Annotated in this window: 12 protein-coding genes and 1 pseudogene; 7 read left to right on the forward strand and 6 right to left on the reverse strand. The window is 69.7% G+C overall.

Going from position 1 to position 15,120, the window contains the following annotated elements:
* Positions 1-102 precede the first annotated feature (102 nt).
* From ACGFZW_RS17640 to ACGFZW_RS17655, 4 genes and pseudogenes are all read right to left on the reverse strand, one after another.
* On the reverse strand, positions 103-363 hold the full coding sequence (locus ACGFZW_RS17640) for a WYL domain-containing protein (RefSeq protein WP_393894117.1): 261 nt from the start codon (positions 361-363) through the stop codon (positions 103-105).
* Positions 352-671: pseudogene (locus ACGFZW_RS17645) on the reverse strand (GNAT family N-acetyltransferase); the annotation flags it as partial. The pseudogene ACGFZW_RS17645 and the gene ACGFZW_RS17640, both read right to left, overlap by 12 nt.
* 440 nt (positions 672-1,111) lie before the next feature.
* Positions 1,112-1,777, reverse strand: a complete 666-nt coding sequence (locus tag ACGFZW_RS17650) for a class I SAM-dependent methyltransferase (protein WP_393894024.1) — start codon at positions 1,775-1,777, stop codon at positions 1,112-1,114.
* Between the two features lie 714 nt (positions 1,778-2,491).
* The gene (locus ACGFZW_RS17655) at positions 2,492-3,673 is read right to left on the reverse strand and encodes a PucR family transcriptional regulator (protein ID WP_393894025.1); all 1,182 of its coding nucleotides are present in this window, start codon (positions 3,671-3,673) and stop codon (positions 2,492-2,494) included.
* Between the two features lie 124 nt (positions 3,674-3,797).
* On the opposite strand from ACGFZW_RS17655, the gene ureA reads away from it, so the two are divergent.
* The 7 genes from ureA (at position 3,798) to ACGFZW_RS17690 (ending at position 12,644) form a co-directional block, all read left to right on the forward strand.
* Positions 3,798-4,388, forward strand: a complete 591-nt coding sequence (gene ureA / locus ACGFZW_RS17660) for an urease subunit gamma (RefSeq protein ID WP_393894026.1) — start codon at positions 3,798-3,800, stop codon at positions 4,386-4,388.
* A complete protein-coding gene (locus ACGFZW_RS17665; RefSeq protein ID WP_393894027.1) occupies positions 4,385-6,070 on the forward strand; it encodes an urease subunit alpha in 1,686 nt (561 codons plus the stop codon). The genes ureA and ACGFZW_RS17665 overlap by 4 nt, the downstream gene beginning before the upstream one ends.
* Positions 6,071-6,085: 15 nt before the next feature.
* Positions 6,086-7,813: an amidohydrolase gene (locus ACGFZW_RS17670; RefSeq protein WP_393894028.1), complete on the forward strand. Its 1,728-nt coding sequence runs from the start codon at positions 6,086-6,088 to the stop codon at positions 7,811-7,813.
* Positions 7,810-9,144 carry an MFS transporter gene (locus tag ACGFZW_RS17675; protein WP_393894029.1) on the forward strand — a complete coding sequence of 445 codons (1,335 nt, stop codon included), beginning with the start codon at positions 7,810-7,812 and terminating at the stop codon, positions 9,142-9,144. Before ACGFZW_RS17670 ends, ACGFZW_RS17675 begins: the two co-directional genes overlap by 4 nt.
* Complete coding sequence (locus ACGFZW_RS17680; RefSeq protein WP_393894030.1) at positions 9,141-10,814, forward strand: thiamine pyrophosphate-dependent enzyme; 1,674 nt, start codon at positions 9,141-9,143, stop codon at positions 10,812-10,814. Before ACGFZW_RS17675 ends, ACGFZW_RS17680 begins: the two co-directional genes overlap by 4 nt.
* The gene (locus ACGFZW_RS17685) at positions 10,807-12,237 is read left to right on the forward strand and encodes an aminobutyraldehyde dehydrogenase (protein ID WP_393894031.1); all 1,431 of its coding nucleotides are present in this window, start codon (positions 10,807-10,809) and stop codon (positions 12,235-12,237) included. Before ACGFZW_RS17680 ends, ACGFZW_RS17685 begins: the two co-directional genes overlap by 8 nt.
* Before the next feature lie 263 nt (positions 12,238-12,500).
* A complete protein-coding gene (locus ACGFZW_RS17690; RefSeq protein WP_393894032.1) occupies positions 12,501-12,644 on the forward strand; it encodes a hypothetical protein in 144 nt (47 codons plus the stop codon).
* 246 nt (positions 12,645-12,890) lie between these two features.
* Here the strand turns inward: ACGFZW_RS17690 and ACGFZW_RS17695 are convergent, their stop codons facing one another.
* Both ACGFZW_RS17695 and ACGFZW_RS17700 read right to left on the reverse strand, forming a co-directional pair.
* Entirely contained in the window at positions 12,891-13,088 is a 198-nt protein-coding gene (locus tag ACGFZW_RS17695; protein ID WP_393894033.1) for a LysM peptidoglycan-binding domain-containing protein, read from the reverse strand.
* Between the two features lie 1,723 nt (positions 13,089-14,811).
* On the reverse strand, positions 14,812-14,991 hold the full coding sequence (locus ACGFZW_RS17700) for a hypothetical protein (RefSeq protein ID WP_393894034.1): 180 nt from the start codon (positions 14,989-14,991) through the stop codon (positions 14,812-14,814).
* Between the last annotated feature and the right edge of the window lie 129 nt (positions 14,992-15,120).

Here is a 15,120-nt window from a genome sequence, read left to right on the forward strand (position 1 = left end):
CGGTGAGCAGTCGGCCACGTTCTTCTACCGAGGCGTTCCCGCTGGGATGCTCCGGCGTCAGCGGCGTCAGCGGCGTCAGCGTCGTCAGCGGCGTCAGCGGCGTCAGCGTCGTTCGTGGAGTTCGTGGAGTTCGTGGAGTTCGTGGGCTCGGGCGAGCTCCACGGTGTCGGCCATGGCCCGGCGGAGGTCGGCCGGTGCGACGACCTCGACGTCCGCGCCGAGCCGCAGCAGCTCGCCGCAGGCGTGCTCCGTGCCCTCGATCGGGATCACCGCCTCGACCCAGCCGTCGTCGCCGACGGCGGTCGTTGTGGAGGAAGCGCGCCCGGTAGGGCATACCGTTCGACTCGCTCGCCGCAGCTCGATGAGCTGATGCCGCCTCATCGCGTTGAGCACCCTGGCGTCGATGCGTGGGCAGGACGCCGACGAAACTCACATCGACGGCCGGGGCGCGGATCTCACCGGGCGGGGTGAGGTCGAAGGAGTACGCACCGGCGGTGCCGACGGGTCGCCCGTCCGAGTCATGGCGAGAGGTGGTTGCGGTCCATCTCGTGCGCCGCCCGCCAGACCCCGCCTCCGCCCTCGGTCGGGGGCTCCGGGAAGCGTCCGAACGTGGCGTGGAGTGTGTCGACGCAGATGCCGAGATCCTTGTCGGTTGTCGGACGGATCTCCATTGCTGCCGCTGCCTCCCCGGGGACGCCACCGCGACCAGTGGTGCCCGCCGCAGTGCACCGTTGACCGGTGGCCTGGTCAGGCGAATCACGATCTGAAGGGGCGGGCGGCTTCCCCTCACCGTCGACAACCGGCCCGGCCGGCGCGAAGTGAAGCCGGGCGAGGTCCGCGATGGTCACGCAGTTCTGGTGGCCGCGTCGCTCACCATCCCACCAGTGTGGCGGGTTATCCGACTCCGACTCGGGCAGCAACGGCGCTATCAGCGACCGCAGACAGTCCGCCGCTGCCGGGTGTGGTGCGGGGGAGAGGGGGGAGCGTACGCAGCCGGAGGCCGGTGGGCTGGGTGCTCTCACACAGCCCCGAGCAGGGCGTTCGGTCGGTGGCGTGGCGCTCGGGGCTGTGTGGGCCAGGTGGGCGTGGTTGTGCTGCTGGGTGGGTGTGGTCAGGCTGATGTCTTGGGGCAGTTGCAGGGGTGTACCCGCTCGGCGTGGCCTGGGGGGTTGACCGGCGTCAGGTGGTGGACTCGGGCGGGTGGGAGGTTTCCCAGTACCGTTTCGGTGCGGAATGTGTGGCGGTGCAGGATGCGGCGCAGTACGTCGAGGCCGGTGCGGGTGCGTTCGCGGTCGGCTTGATCGGCGAGTGCCCGGCGTATGGTGTCGCCTCCCATGTATCCGAAGAGGGACAGTGTGCCGCCGGGCCTCAGGGACCCCAGCAGCCCGTCGAAGATCTCTTCGGTCGTGCGGGCGTCGAAGTTGGCGAACGGCAGGCCGCACACGATGGTGTCGTAGGAAGCGAGTTTATGTTCCTGGATCAGGTCCGTGTGGATGCGCAGTCTGGGGTCATCGGCGTAGGTGTGTTGCAGCAGGGTGGCGAAACGTGGGTTGGCCTCGATCAGATCGAGGGTGTCCAGTTGTCCGAGTGAGTCGGCGATGTAGCGGGTCACCGCTCCGGTACCGGGCCCTACCTCCAGTACCGCGCGGGAGCGGCCGGGGCTGGGGATCATGTAACGGGTGAGGGCCCTGCAGAGCCGGGCGCTGCTCGGGGCGATTGCCCCTACGTCCCGGCGGGTCTTCGTGTATTCCCGGAGGAACAGCGTTATTTCGGCCACGCCGCCATCCATCTGTCGAGTGCTTGCAAGTGGTCGAGGTGCCGGTGATGACACCTGTTGAGATGGCCTGCTCGGCGACATCGTGCCGTGCAGTGTGCCCCTGAACTGGCAGAACAACGGATGAGCGGTCGGGGAGATGTCGTGAAGGTCTTCGGTGGCCGTGGCAGAGCGCGATGGCTCGGAGGCCATGCCGTCGGGGTCGCCGCGACGGGACCGGCGGGTGGCGATGTAGGGCCTGCCTGGTACCGCGCTCGCCGCGGTTTCAGGGCCGCCCGTGGGTCGGGGGGCAGATCGTGGAACCGGCGGAACCTCTCTGGTGGAGTCGAGGTGCGTTCCCGAGCCGGGTTCCGCAACCGTGGCGGACGCCGGTTGATACCGGCGTCCGCGGTCTGACTCTTGCGCCTGGCGCGGATCGCATCGCCGTGCTCGGGTTCAGGAAGTGCGGCTCGCATGGGGCCGCAGCGCACTGCTGAGCATGCTCGGCGGCACGACCGTCAGCGTGGTCCTGACCGGCGTGCTCGTCGCAACCCGACCCGCGATGATACGGGGAGGAGCCGGATCAGTCCCCGGCAGTCGCGCGGACGCGCACCGTGGTCGGAGTGCAGGGTTGCTGGTGGCGCCGCTGGGTCCGCACGGCGAGCTCGATCGTGCCCGAGGTGTCCCGGAGGGTGAGCGGCACCGCGATCTGTCCGTTGTGGCTCGTTCCCCGCCGCCTCATCGCATCCGCAGCGCCACCGCCAGCAACGCCGCGTCGTCCGGCCTGCGTACGTCGCGGCCGGTCAGTTCGTGGAAACGGGCGAAACGGTGCTGGATCGTGTTGCGGTGGCAGTAGAGGGCGTCGGCGGTCTCGGCGATGGAGCCGCTGCCGCACAGGTGCGTGCGGACGGTCTCCAGGAGACGCTCCGCCTCGTTGCGGGTGACACCTGGCACCTTGAGCCCGCCCAGTACGTCGGCTGCCAGTTCTCGTCCGAAACTGCCAGCCCGGTGGGCGAGGACGTCCAGCCAGCTGTCCTCCAGGAGGTGTGGCGAACGGGCGTCCGGGGGGAGCACCTGCGCCGTTGACACGGCGAGCACGGTGGCGCGCGGCACCGCGGCAAGACCGGTCACGGATGGGGCGACCCCGCAGGGTGAGCCGTCGAGGTGACCGAGGACGTCGTCACGCGTGGTGCGGTCGCTCAGCTGCACGACGAGGACGGCGTCTCCGCCCACCATCTGCTGCTGCACGGGTGCGCCCGCCGCGCGCAGTGCCATCGCCGCGCCGCGCAGTTCCGGTCCGGCCGCCGCGGAGGACGCCGCGCTCAGGAACTGCCCGTCGCCCGAGAATCCCAGAGCGAGTCCCGCGTCTCGTACGACCGTGGGGTTGCGGCCCTCGCTCTCCAGGAGCCGCGCGAACCACATGCGCCGCTCGTCCTCCTCGAGTCGCCCCATCTCCAGGACCGTGCGCTGATAAGCCGTCATGATCCCGGTGACATGGCCTTCCACGGCCTCCCACACGTGGTAGGCGGAGCCCACGAGTTCTGCCATGTCCTGCGGTGCGGCGCGCCGCACGAGGGCCTGCCAGACCACCCGAAAGTCCAGGTGCGCCGCCGCCAGGAGCGAGTCGAGCGGTACGCCCTGCCGGGCGCGCTCCTCGCCCACTCGCTCGGAGACGCCCGCGATGTGCGGCGGCACCGGCAGCTGGGCCACCGTGCGCAGCAGCAGCTCGAACGCCTGCCATGCCGAGTCACGGAACTGTGTGTCGGGCACCCGGTCCGCGTAGGACGTGCGCACCGGGCGGACCATCTCCAGCCAGTCGCCGATCAGGCCGTCGATGTTGTCCAGGCACTGTCCTGCGAGCTGGACGATGCGCGCAGGGGGAGGTGGCAGCCCGGGGTCCAGCTGTACGGAATTGTGCATCTGACCAATTCTAGGGGATGCATGGGCGATGTTTCCCCATTGGATTTGTGCCTCGTGCCACGGAAGCTGGTGCGGTCCCTGGGCGAACCGTCCAGGTCCCGCCGACCAGGAGGGCCGCTCGACCGTGCATCTGACCCCTCGCGAACAGGAACGGCTCCAGCTGTTCACCGTGGCCGAACTCGCGCGCCGTCGCCGTGCCCGCGGCCGCCGACTCAACGCCCCCGAGGCGATCGCCCTGATCTGCGACGAGATCCTGGAGGCTGCCTGGGACGGGCTCAGCCTGGACGAGGTGATCGAGGCCGCGGGCCGGGTGCTCACAGCGGACGACGTGATGGACGGTGTCGCTGACATCGTCACGACCGTGCAGGTCGAAGCGCTGTTCCCGAGCGGCACTTCCCTGGTCGCCGTCGACCGGCCGATCGGCCTCGGCGGCTTGGAGCCCCCCGGCGCGGTCCGCACCGCCGACGAACCCGTCAAGATCAACGTGGGCCGCCCTCGCACCAATCTCACCGTGCGCAACACCGGCGACAAGATCGTCTATGTCTCCTCGCACTACCCCCTGCACGAGGTCAACCCGGTCCTGGAGCTGGACCGGGAAGCCGCCCGTGGGCTCCGCCTCGACGTCGCGGCCGGCACCGCCCTCGCCTTCGCGCCCGGCGAGGAGCGCGACGTCGCCCTCGTACCCGCCAGCCGCAAGTCCCAGGAGCGCGCATGACCAGCGTCGACCGCCGCACGTATCACGCCCTTTACGGGCCCACGACCGGCGACCGGATCCGACTCGGCGACACCTGCCTGTGGGTGGAGGTCGAGACCGACGACGGCACCCCGGGCGACGAACTCCTCGGCGGCTGCGGCAAGACGGTGCGCGACGGGCTGCTCGCCTCGCCCCGCTCAGACCGCGACTCGGCCCTCGACATGGTCGTCGCGGGCGTCGTCCTGATGGACCCCGTGCTCGGCGTACGCAAGACCGACATCGGCATCAAGGACGGACGCGTCGTGTCCGTCGGCGGTGTCGGCAACCCCGACGTCATGGACGTCGCGTACGCCATCGACTCGCACACCTCGGTCGTGCCGGGGGAGGGGCTGATCGCGACGCCCGGCGTCGTCGACAGCCATGTCCACCTCTCCTCGCCCGAGGTCGCCCCGGCCGCACTGTCCGCCGGTGTCACCACCCTCGTCGGCATGGGTCTTGGCGGCGTCTGGGAGATCGGCTGCAACCCCGCCCACAATCTGCACACCCTGATGAGTGCCTGGCAGGGCACCCCGCTCAACATCGCCTTCCTGGCCCGGGGCTCGTCCAGTTCGCGTGCGCTGCTTGATGAGATAACGCTGGCGGGGGCCGGCGGCTTCAAGATCCATGAGGACTTCGGAGCAACCCCGCGCATCATCGACAACTGCCTGGACGCCGCCGAGCAGGCCGACCTGCCGGTGGCCCTGCACACCGACTCCATGAACGAGTCGGGGTACTTGCGGGACACCCTCGGCGCCACGCGTGGGCGGACCGTGCACGCGTACCACGTCGAAGGCGGCGGCGGACACCCCGACCTCCTGGAGATCCTCTCCGAGCCGAACATCCTGCCGTCGTCGACCACGCCCACCGTCCCGTACACCCCGAACACGGTCGGCGAACTCTTCCCGATGACGATGACCGTGCACCGGCAGAACCACCACTCCGAGAGCGATGTCACGATTTCGCGCGGCCGGATCCGCGCGCACGCCATCGCCGCCGAGAACGCCCTGCACGACGTGGGTGCCATCTCCATCGTGAACTCCGACTCCATGGGGATGGGAAGGATCGCCGAGACCGTTCGCAGGACCTGGCAGCTCGCGCACGTACAGGCGCTCGCGGGCGGCGGCGGGGGAGTCGAGCGGCCCGAGAACGCACGGGTGTTGAGGTATCTCGCGAAGATCACCCTGAATCCGGCCATCGCGCACGGCCTCGCCCACGAGGTCGGCACCGTGCAGGCCGGTCGCATGGCGGACCTGGTGCTGTGGGATCCCAAGTGGTTCGGCAGCAAGCCCGAGTTGGTCATCAAGTCCGGATTCGTGGCCTGGGGCAACACGGGCTCGGGCTCGGGGTCCACCCGGCTCACCCAGCCGCGTACCTACCGGCCCTACTACGGTGCGCTCGGCGCGGCGCCGGCCCGCCTCGCCAAGGTCTTCGTCGCCGAGGCCGCGCTCGCCGACCGGGCCGCATGCGCCGCGCTGCCGAGCGGGCTCACCTACGCGCCGATCCGAGACAGCCGCGGCCTGACCCGCGCCGACATGCTGCACAACACCGCGACGCCGCGCGTGGTCGTACCCCGCGAGCCCGCCCCGGTGCTCGTAGACGGTGTCGAGACCGGCACCGCGCCCGCCACCGAGCTGCCGCTCGCGCAACTGCACCACCTGGCCTGAGAGGTACGCCCATATATGCAACTCGATCTGCTGGTGCGCGACGCCCGCATCCGCACCCTCGACCCCGAACGGCCCACCGCCTCCGCAATCGGTGTCCTGCACGGCGCCGTCGTAGGACTCGACGAGGACGTGGTCCACCTACCCGCGCGGCGGGTCCTCGACGCGGGCGGCGCCACTGTCCTGCCGGGCTTCAACGACGCGCACTGCCACACCGCCTGGTTCGGCCTGACCCTCAACCAACTCGACGTCTCCACGGCCCGCTCGGTCGAGGACGTGTATGCGGCCGTTTCCGCCTACGCCGCTCAACTCGCGCCCGATGCATGGGTATTGGGTGCCGGTCTGGAGCACAACAACCTCGGCGGGGTTTACCCGCACCGCGACGCCCTCGACCGGGCCGCGGGCGGCCGGCCCGTCTGGATCAAGCACACGTCCGGGCATGCCTGCGTCGTCAACACCCCCGTACTGCGCGCCGCCGGAGCGCTCGACGACGGCTTCCGTGATCCGGCGGGCGGGGTCGTCTCGCGCGACGAACTCGGCCGCCCTGACGGACTGTTGGAGGAGACCGCCCAGCGCCTCGTGCAGCGGCAGGTGCTCCCGTATCCGGTGGAGACCGTCGCCGACGCCGTCGGATCGGCCACCCGCCGCTACCTCGCCGAAGGCATCACCAGCTTTACCGAGGCCGGCATCGGAGGCGGTTGGATCGGTCACACGCCCGTCGAACTCGCCGCCTACCAACTCGCGCGTGAAACCGGCCGGTTGCACACCCGCGCCCAACTCATGGCCGCCTCCGACGTGCTGCATCCGCTCACCGCCCACGCCGACGACGGCATCGCCCTCGGGCTCGACCTCGGCATGCGCACCGGGTTCGGCGACGAGCGGCTCTCCCTCGGCCCGGTGAAGATCTTCCTCGACGGATCCCTCCTCGGCCGGACCGCCGCGGTCACCGAGCCGTTCTGCGGGTGTACGCAACACGGTTCAGGTAATGACCGGCCTACCGGCTACTTCCAGAACAGCCCCGAGGCCATGACCGACCTGGTCGTTGCCGCCCACCGCTCCGGCTGGACCGTGGCAGCGCACGCCATCGGGGACCGAGCCGTCGACCTCGCGCTCGACGCCTTCGCACATGCCCACAAGTCGCGGCCCCGGCCTGATGTAAGGCATCGCATCGAGCACGCCGGCATCGTCCGCCCCGACCAGCTGGCCCGCTTCGCCGAGTTGAGCGTCGTGCCCGTCCCGCAGCACAACTTCCTGCACACCTTCGGCGACGCCATGGCCGCAGCCCTCGGCCCCGAGCGCACCGCATGGTCGTACCGCATGCGCTCCTTCGCCGACCTCGGACTGCCCGTCCCCGGCAGCTCCGACCGGCCCGTGGCGCCTGGCGCCCCGTTGCCCGCGATCCAGTCGATGGTCACGCGACTGACCGAGACCGGCGTGCCGTATGGGCCGGACGAGAGCATTCCGGTTCTTGCCGCGCTGCGCGCCTGGACCGAGGGGTCGGCCCTCGCCACCGGCTTCGGCGACCGCAAGGGGCGCCTCGCCCCCGGGCGGCTCGCCGACCTCACCGTCCTGGACGGCGACCCCGTCCTTACGGACCCCGGCCGCATCGGCGCCATCGGTGTCCTCGCCACGGTCGTGGGCGGCGACCCCGTCCATGACCCGCACGACCTCACCCGCACCCCCGCACGCTCCGGTCCCCCGCCCCGCCCGGCCACCGTGGCCGCCCCTCCCCAGGAGAACGCGTGAGCACGTCCCCGAAGCCGGCCCCCAAGGACATCAGAAGGCTGTTGACCGCCGCGTTCAGCGGCACCGCCCTGGAGTGGTACGATTACTTCCTCTACGGCACCGCCGCCGCGCTCGTCTTCAACAAACTGTTCTTCCCCGACCTCGACCCGAAGGTCGGCACCCTCGCCTCTTTCGGCACCTTCGCCGTCGGCTTCGTGGCCCGGCCCATCGGCGCCGCAATCTTCGGCCACATCGGCGACCGGCACGGCCGCAAGGTCTCGTTGATCATCACCGTGGTGATGATGGGCGCCACCACCGGCTGCATCGGCCTGCTGCCGACGTACGACACCATCGGCCTCTGGGCACCCGCGCTGCTGACCGCACTCCGCTTCCTGCAGGGGATATCCGTCGGCGGCGAGTGGTCGGGAGCGATGCTGCTCACCCTGGAGCACACACCGAAGGAGAAGCACGGCAGCTACTCATCCATTCCCCAGCTCGGCTCTCCTGTCGGCACGTTGCTGTCGAGCGGTGCTTTCGCGCTCGTCGGTCTTCTGCCCGACGACGCCTTCTATTCGTGGGGCTGGCGGCTTCCGTTCCTCGTCGCCTTCCCGCTGCTCGGCTTCGCCCTCTATCTGCGCCTCCACATCGAGGAGTCCCCGGTCTTCCGCGCCATGCTGGACGACGCCGAGCGCAACGGGCCCAAGCCGGCACCGCTCGTCGAGGCGTTCCGCCGCACCTGGGGCCGCATGATCATCGGCGTCGGTGCCGCGTTCCTCGGCGTGGGCGGCTTCTTCCTGATGAGCACGTTCATCATCAACTACGGCACGGATGAACTGGGCATCGACAAGCAGACGATGCTGAATTCCACCGTCATCGGCTCCGTCGTCGAGATCCTTGTCCTCGTCCTCGCCGGACGTCTGGCCGACCGCATTGGCGCCTGGCGGGTCTGCGCGCTCGGCGCGGTCGTCACGATGATCGTCGCGCTCCCTGCCTTCTGGCTCGTCGACACCAAGGAGACCGGCCTGGTCTACCTGGGCGTCTCGCTCGGCATCGGCGCGCTCTCCATCCCGTACGCGCCGATCGGCGCCGTCGTCTCCGGGATGTTCCCCGAGGAGTTCCGCTACAGCGCCGTCGCGATGTCGTACAACCTCGCGGGCGTCCTGTCCGGCTTCGTGCCGCTCATGGCAACCTCGCTCACCAGCGCCGCCGACGGCGCGTCGTGGGGTGCAGCCCTGCTCCTGATGACCATCGCCGCCTGCACCGTCGCCGGGGCCGTCGCCGCGGGCGCGGCCCTGCGCCGGCACGGCGCTTCCCTCTCCAGCTCCGTCCAGAACGTCGAGGTCTCCACATGAACCCGCGCCACCCTGCCCGCACCGGCGGGCAGGTCCTGATCGACCAACTCACCGCACACGGCGTCGACACCACGTACGGCGTCCCCGGTGAGAGCTACCTCGCCGCGCTCGACGCCCTGCACGACGCCCCCGCCCGCATGATCGTGTGCCGCCACGAAGGAGGCGCCGCCTACATGGCGGAGGCGCACGGCAAGCTCACCGGGCGCCCCGGAGTCTGCTTCACCACCCGGGGGCCCGGTGCCACCAACGCGCTCGTGGCTCTGCACACGGCCCGCCAGGACGCCACCCCGCTGATCCTGTTCATCGGGCTCGTCCCGCGCGGCCACACCGACCGCCACTCCTTCCAGGAGCTGGACCTACGCGGCACGTTCGGCGCCAGCGCCAAGCTCGTCGAGACCATCGACGCCGCCGCCCGTATCCCCGAGTACGTCGCCCGGGCCTTCGCGGTCGCGAGCAGCGGGCGCCCGGGACCGGTCGTGCTCGGCCTGCCCGAGGACATGCTCACCGACGTCGTGGAGGTCGCCGACGCGACGCCGCTTCCGGTTCCCTCCGGGGCAGTGGCATCAGCCGAACTGGCCCGTCTGAAAGACCTGTTGACCGCTTCCCAGCGGCCGCTGGTGCTGCTCGGCGGCAGCCGCTGGACACCGCGCGCCCGGGCCGACGTACGGGACTGGGCCGAGGCCTGGTCGTTGCCCGTCGCCGTCGACTTCCGCTGCCAGGACCTGATCGACAACGACGCCGAGGTCTACGTCGGGCACCTCGGCTACGGTCGGGCCGACACGCTCGCCGAGCGGATGCGCACGGCGGATCTGCTGGTGAGCATCGGCGCGGCCCCGGGGGATGCAACCACCGACGGCTTCACCCTCCTTCCGGGCGACGGTAGGGGCCCATGCCTTGTGCAGGTGCTGCCGGAGGGGCAGCCGCCGGGCGTTCTGTACCCGCCCGAACTGCCGCTGCTGGCCGCCCCCGAGGCCTTCGGAGTAGCGGTACGCACCCTGCGCCCCTCCTGCCCCGTGCCCTGGGCGGTGACCACCAAGCAGGACCGGGCCGCACACCTGGCCTCCCGGATACCGGAGCCGGAGGCCGACCCTCTCGACCTCGGCGCGGTCTTTGCCGCCCTCGACGCAAATCTGCCCGCCGACACCGTCGTCACGTTCGGTGCGGGCAACCATGCCATCTGGGCACAGCGCTTTCTGACGTACCGCGCGGACAGACGCCAACTCGCCCCCCGCAACGGCTCCATGGGTTACGGCATCCCCGCCGCCGTCGCCGCCGCCATCGAGAGCCCGGAGCGCCGCGTAGTTTCCGTAGCGGGCGACGGCTGCTTTCTGATGAACGGTCAGGAGCTCGCCACCGCCGTCGCTCAAGGTGCCGCACCCCTCGTCCTCGTACTCGACAACTCCCAGTACGGCACCATCCGCCAGCACCAGGAGCAGAGCTACCCGGGCCGGGTAAGCGGTACCGCCCTCGGCAACCCCGACTTCGCCGCGTACGCCCGGGCCTTCGGCGCCCACGGTGAAACCGTCACCACCACCGAGGAGTTCAGGCCCGCTCTGGAGCGCGCCCTGTCGTGCGGCCGGGCGGCCTTGATCGAGCTCAAGGTGGCTGAGGGACGGCTCGCCCCCGGCGTGACCGTCGCCTCCCTGCGCAAGGAGACCTCGCATGTCTGACCTGACCCTCCACGACATCATCGACGGCCGTCCGGTCGAGGTGTCGGACCGCATGGAGCTGACCGACCCGTCGACCGGGGAGGTCTACGGAACGGCACCCCGCTCGGCGCCGGCCGAGGTGGAATCGGCTGTCGCCGCGGCCCGCCGCGCCCTGCCCGCCTGGCGGCGCAGTACCCCGGCCCGGCGCCAGGAGGCACTCCTGCACCTCGCCGACCTCGTGGTGGAGCACGCGGACCGACTCCTCGACGCCGAAGTGCGCAGCACGGGCAAGCCGCGCGAAGCCACCCGCGCTCTCGAAATCCTGCGCGGCGCCGACCAGTTGAGGTTCTTCGCCGGCGCGGCCCGCGTTCTCGAGGGAGTGGCGGCAGGCGAATACGCGGAGGGCCACACATCGTACGTCCGCCGCGAGCCGGTCGGCGTCGTCGCCCAGGTGACGCCCTGGAACTACCCGTTCATGATGGCGGTGTGGAAGCTGGGCCCCGCCCTCGCCGCCGGAAACACCGTCGTCCTCAAGCCGTCCGACACCACGCCCTGGTCGACGGTCCTCCTCGGCGAACTGGCCCAGAATGCGTTCCCGCCCGGCGTCGTCAACATTGTCTGCGGAGACCGCGACACCGGCCGCGCCCTCGTCGCCCACCCGGACGTCGACATGGTGGCCATCACCGGCAGCACCCGCGCCGGCTCCGAGGTGATGGCCCAGGCGGCACGCGACGTCAAAAACGTCCACCTGGAACTCGGCGGCAAAGCCCCCGCCGTCGTCTTCGCCGACGTCGACCCTGCCCGCACGGCCCGCGCCCTCGCCGACGCGGCGTTCTTCAACGCAGGCCAGGACTGCACGGCCGTGACCCGCGTACTGGTCCAACGCGAGGCCCACGACGCCCTGCTGGCGGCACTCGCCGAGGCGGCCCGGAACACGCGCATCGGCTCACCCGCGGAGGACGGCGTCTTCCACGGGCCGCTGAACAGCACCGCACACGTGGCTCGCGTCGCCTCCGTGGTGGCCGGCCTCCCCGACCACGCGAAGATTGAGACGGGCGGCGCACGCCTGGACCGCCCCGGCTACTTCTTCCCTCCCACGGTGATCTCCGGAGTGCGCCAGGACGACGAGGTGGTCCAGGGCGAGATCTTCGGCCCGGTCGTCACCGTCCAGCCCTTCGCCACGGAGGAAGAAGCGATCGCGCTTGCCAACGGCGTCGACTTCGGTCTGGCATCGAGCGTGTGGACAACGGACCTGGGGCGCGCCATGAGGGTCAGCGCCGAACTCGACTTCGGCTGCGTGTGGCTCAACTGCCATCAGGTGATCCTCGCCGAGATGCCCCACGGCGGCTACAAGCAGTCCGGCGTCGGCCGTGACCTCAGCCGCTACGGACTCGACGACTACATGAGGGTCAAGCACGTCATGGCATCACACACGGGGCCATGAAGGCGGACTGAGGTGGGGCGGCACCGTGAAAGGAAGCCCTGTCCCGGAGATCTTGCCGGTCATGGAGCGCTGCATCACCGGTGAGGGAGACCCCATCGGACCCAACGTCGCTGCGCGCCATCAAGCAGGCGGTGAAGTCTGACATCGGCACTGTGTGCCAGCCCCCGCCTGCTACGCCAACTACGGACCAGCGCGCCTTGGCCGGAGCTGGACAAGCCCTGGTGCCGCCCCGACATCCGGAAGATCGCCAAAGGCTGACGCTGATGCTGACCGGCCGGGCCCCGCTCGCCTGCTCTTCCCACTGCGTCATTTACCCGGCCCGGGGGCTGTCCGCGCTGGAGCTGATCCTCCGCAAGGACGCGGGCAGCCAGGTAACCGGAGCCGTCCGCTTCGGCATCGAGCCCTAATCCGTCCGAAATTCAAATCTCCAACGTCGACACCGCCGAATTCGGATTCTGCCTTGGTGTGAGGGGAGGGCGGCTGTGTTCTCTGTCAACCTCTTGTGTTCAGACCTGCAAGGTTTGTGACGTGCCCGGCCCCTGGAACCCGGGTGCGGGGCCATCACGGCCGCTGAGGCCGGTGCATCACCGGCCTGGACAGGCGCGGGGGATTCGTTCCCGGTCTGAGAGTTCTCGACCTGTCGGCTCAGATCATCATTCGCTGCCCGGCCCTGATATGGGTTCGTCTGCCAGGGCGACGATCAGTTGCTGCCCGACCTCGATGTGGTTCCTGTCAGGAATGCTGTTCCAGTCAACGAGCTCGTCGACCGTCGTCCCGAACTTGGCAGCAATGGCGGTGAGTGTGTCACCGGGCTTGACCGTGTAGTACGTGTGTGTAGTGTTTGTGGTCATATCTCCACGCTAGTCCGGATGAATGGACTTCGCTCGGGGCGCGTCGTTCAGACAACCCACGGCCCCGCCACACCCAGGGGGAGTTCTGAGGGCCCGGTAACCGGTCTGAGAACGGTTACGCGCCCATGGTTGGTAGCGGTGGCGGGCCGTAGCCCACCTAGTGGCTTTCGTCCGCCAGGACCACGTGCGGCCCCGCCCAGGGCCTTCCGCGGCGGCGGGGAACGCGTAAGAGGGCGGTGACGTCTGTGAAGGCAGGCGCGCAAGCCAGGGTTCCGCGCGATCATCTGCAGCGAGGTGGATCTTTGTGTTCAGTCCGCTGCGGGACCGGCCGATAGCGTGGTCGGCTGATTCTCCGTCCGAGGCCCCGTTCCGGCCTGGAAAGTTGAAGGCGATCGCGTCGAAAACCTCCCGGTGGCCACGCCGTTCGGCATTCGGTCCGGGAGCAAGCGCAATTCGCCTCTATTGCACATCACTTAACGGCACACCAGGACCAACGACCGGCTGATCCAGTCAAATCGGCCTGGTCGGCTCTGATGCACCACCTGAGCGGCTCGCCCTTCCGGGCGTGGTGTCCGGAATCGAAGGGGTAGCCCGAGCGCGCGGGGCTCACCCGGCTCCCCGCCCCAGCCCCGCAGTGATTCGTACACGCTCCGTGAATTGTTGAACGGAGGACATTCAGGCTCGGTGGCACCGGGCGCAAGGCTGAGGGACCATGGTTCTGGGGCTCCGAGCACTCGACGCTGAGGAGCGAAACCATGAACACCAAGCCCGCCTGCGGGCCGCAACGCGACCCTGACTTCTTCGAAGAAGTCGACAAACTATTCGCCAAGTACCCCGAGGCCGCCGGCAGGTACGCGGTGACTTGCAAATGACTGGAGCTCGACATATTGAAGATAGACTTCAGTCGGCAGGTAGGGGTCACGCGTATTGAGGACGGCCGCATCGTCACGGAGTTCCTCGATCGCGACAAGGTCGCGCGTGCCGCTTACAGCGGCTGCTGCGAGTGGCCGAACAACAACGACGGCCTTTGCAACAACATATGTGATGTGTGAAAACCTGGACGGTCGTGCGTAGGTCCGGGCCTGAAGAGGGACAGGGGCCAGGCAGGATTTGGGTGCGATCCCGCGCCCTCGCAGGTGCCGACGGGTGAACCCGGGACGAGCAGGTCCGGACACGGAGCGCCCGGGGGCTGAGCGCACAGCAACTCGCGGACCGCCTGGGCACCTTCGGCCACGCCTGCCTCTGGCAGTTCGGCTGCCTGGGCTGCGAGCATCGCTCCACCGGCGTCTCCTACCTCCCCGACCTCCAGGTCTACCTCGCGACCTGCTGCGTAGCCGCGAACGCCTCAGGTCCGTCTTCGAAGCCGACGACTGGGCCCGCGCCGGAACCATGCCCAGCAACGAGGTGATCAGCCGGGTCCGCCGCCTTATCGACCGCGTCCGTACGGACCGGGACGACCTCCTGAGGTGCCGGGCCAGCGCTCGGTCTGGGATCGGCGCATCCCATTGATCGCGGGTCGGGCCGTCGTGCATCGGCGAGCAGTCTGAGTGGCGGCCGGCCTGTCGGTGACGGCTCGGTCCACTTCGTCGGTGCGTAGGCGGTTTCGCCGGCCGCAGGAGATGGCGTACTCGGGCACGGGCTCGCATGACGACGGGTCGTCGAAGGCGCAGACGGCCAGGGCGGCAGCCCGTCGATCCGAGGATGACGATCTCTCGGTGAGGCGCTACTCGTTGCCGCGGTCGGCTGTCACCTGCGCATCGAACCATGGGCGGAGGGCTGGCGCCGTCCAGGTGTGGTGGGCGATGGGGCCCGCGACGATGTGGTCGATATGGGTGGCGAAGTGCTGGGCAGCACGCAGGCCGAGGGGTGGCGAACCCGCCGCGCGAGCGGGCCAGGTTCTCACCTCCAGCACCACCTCCACCAGGCGGGCGACAAGGTGCTGTTTCGGCGTCTCGAAACGCGGCAGATCTCGGCCTCCGCCTGCTCGTAGCTTGAACCGCGTCGTGGTGTCAGCGTCATGGTGGCTCCTGGA

The organism is Streptomyces sp. NPDC048248, from assembly GCF_043201875.1.
Lineage (GTDB): Bacteria > Actinomycetota > Actinomycetes > Streptomycetales > Streptomycetaceae > Streptomyces.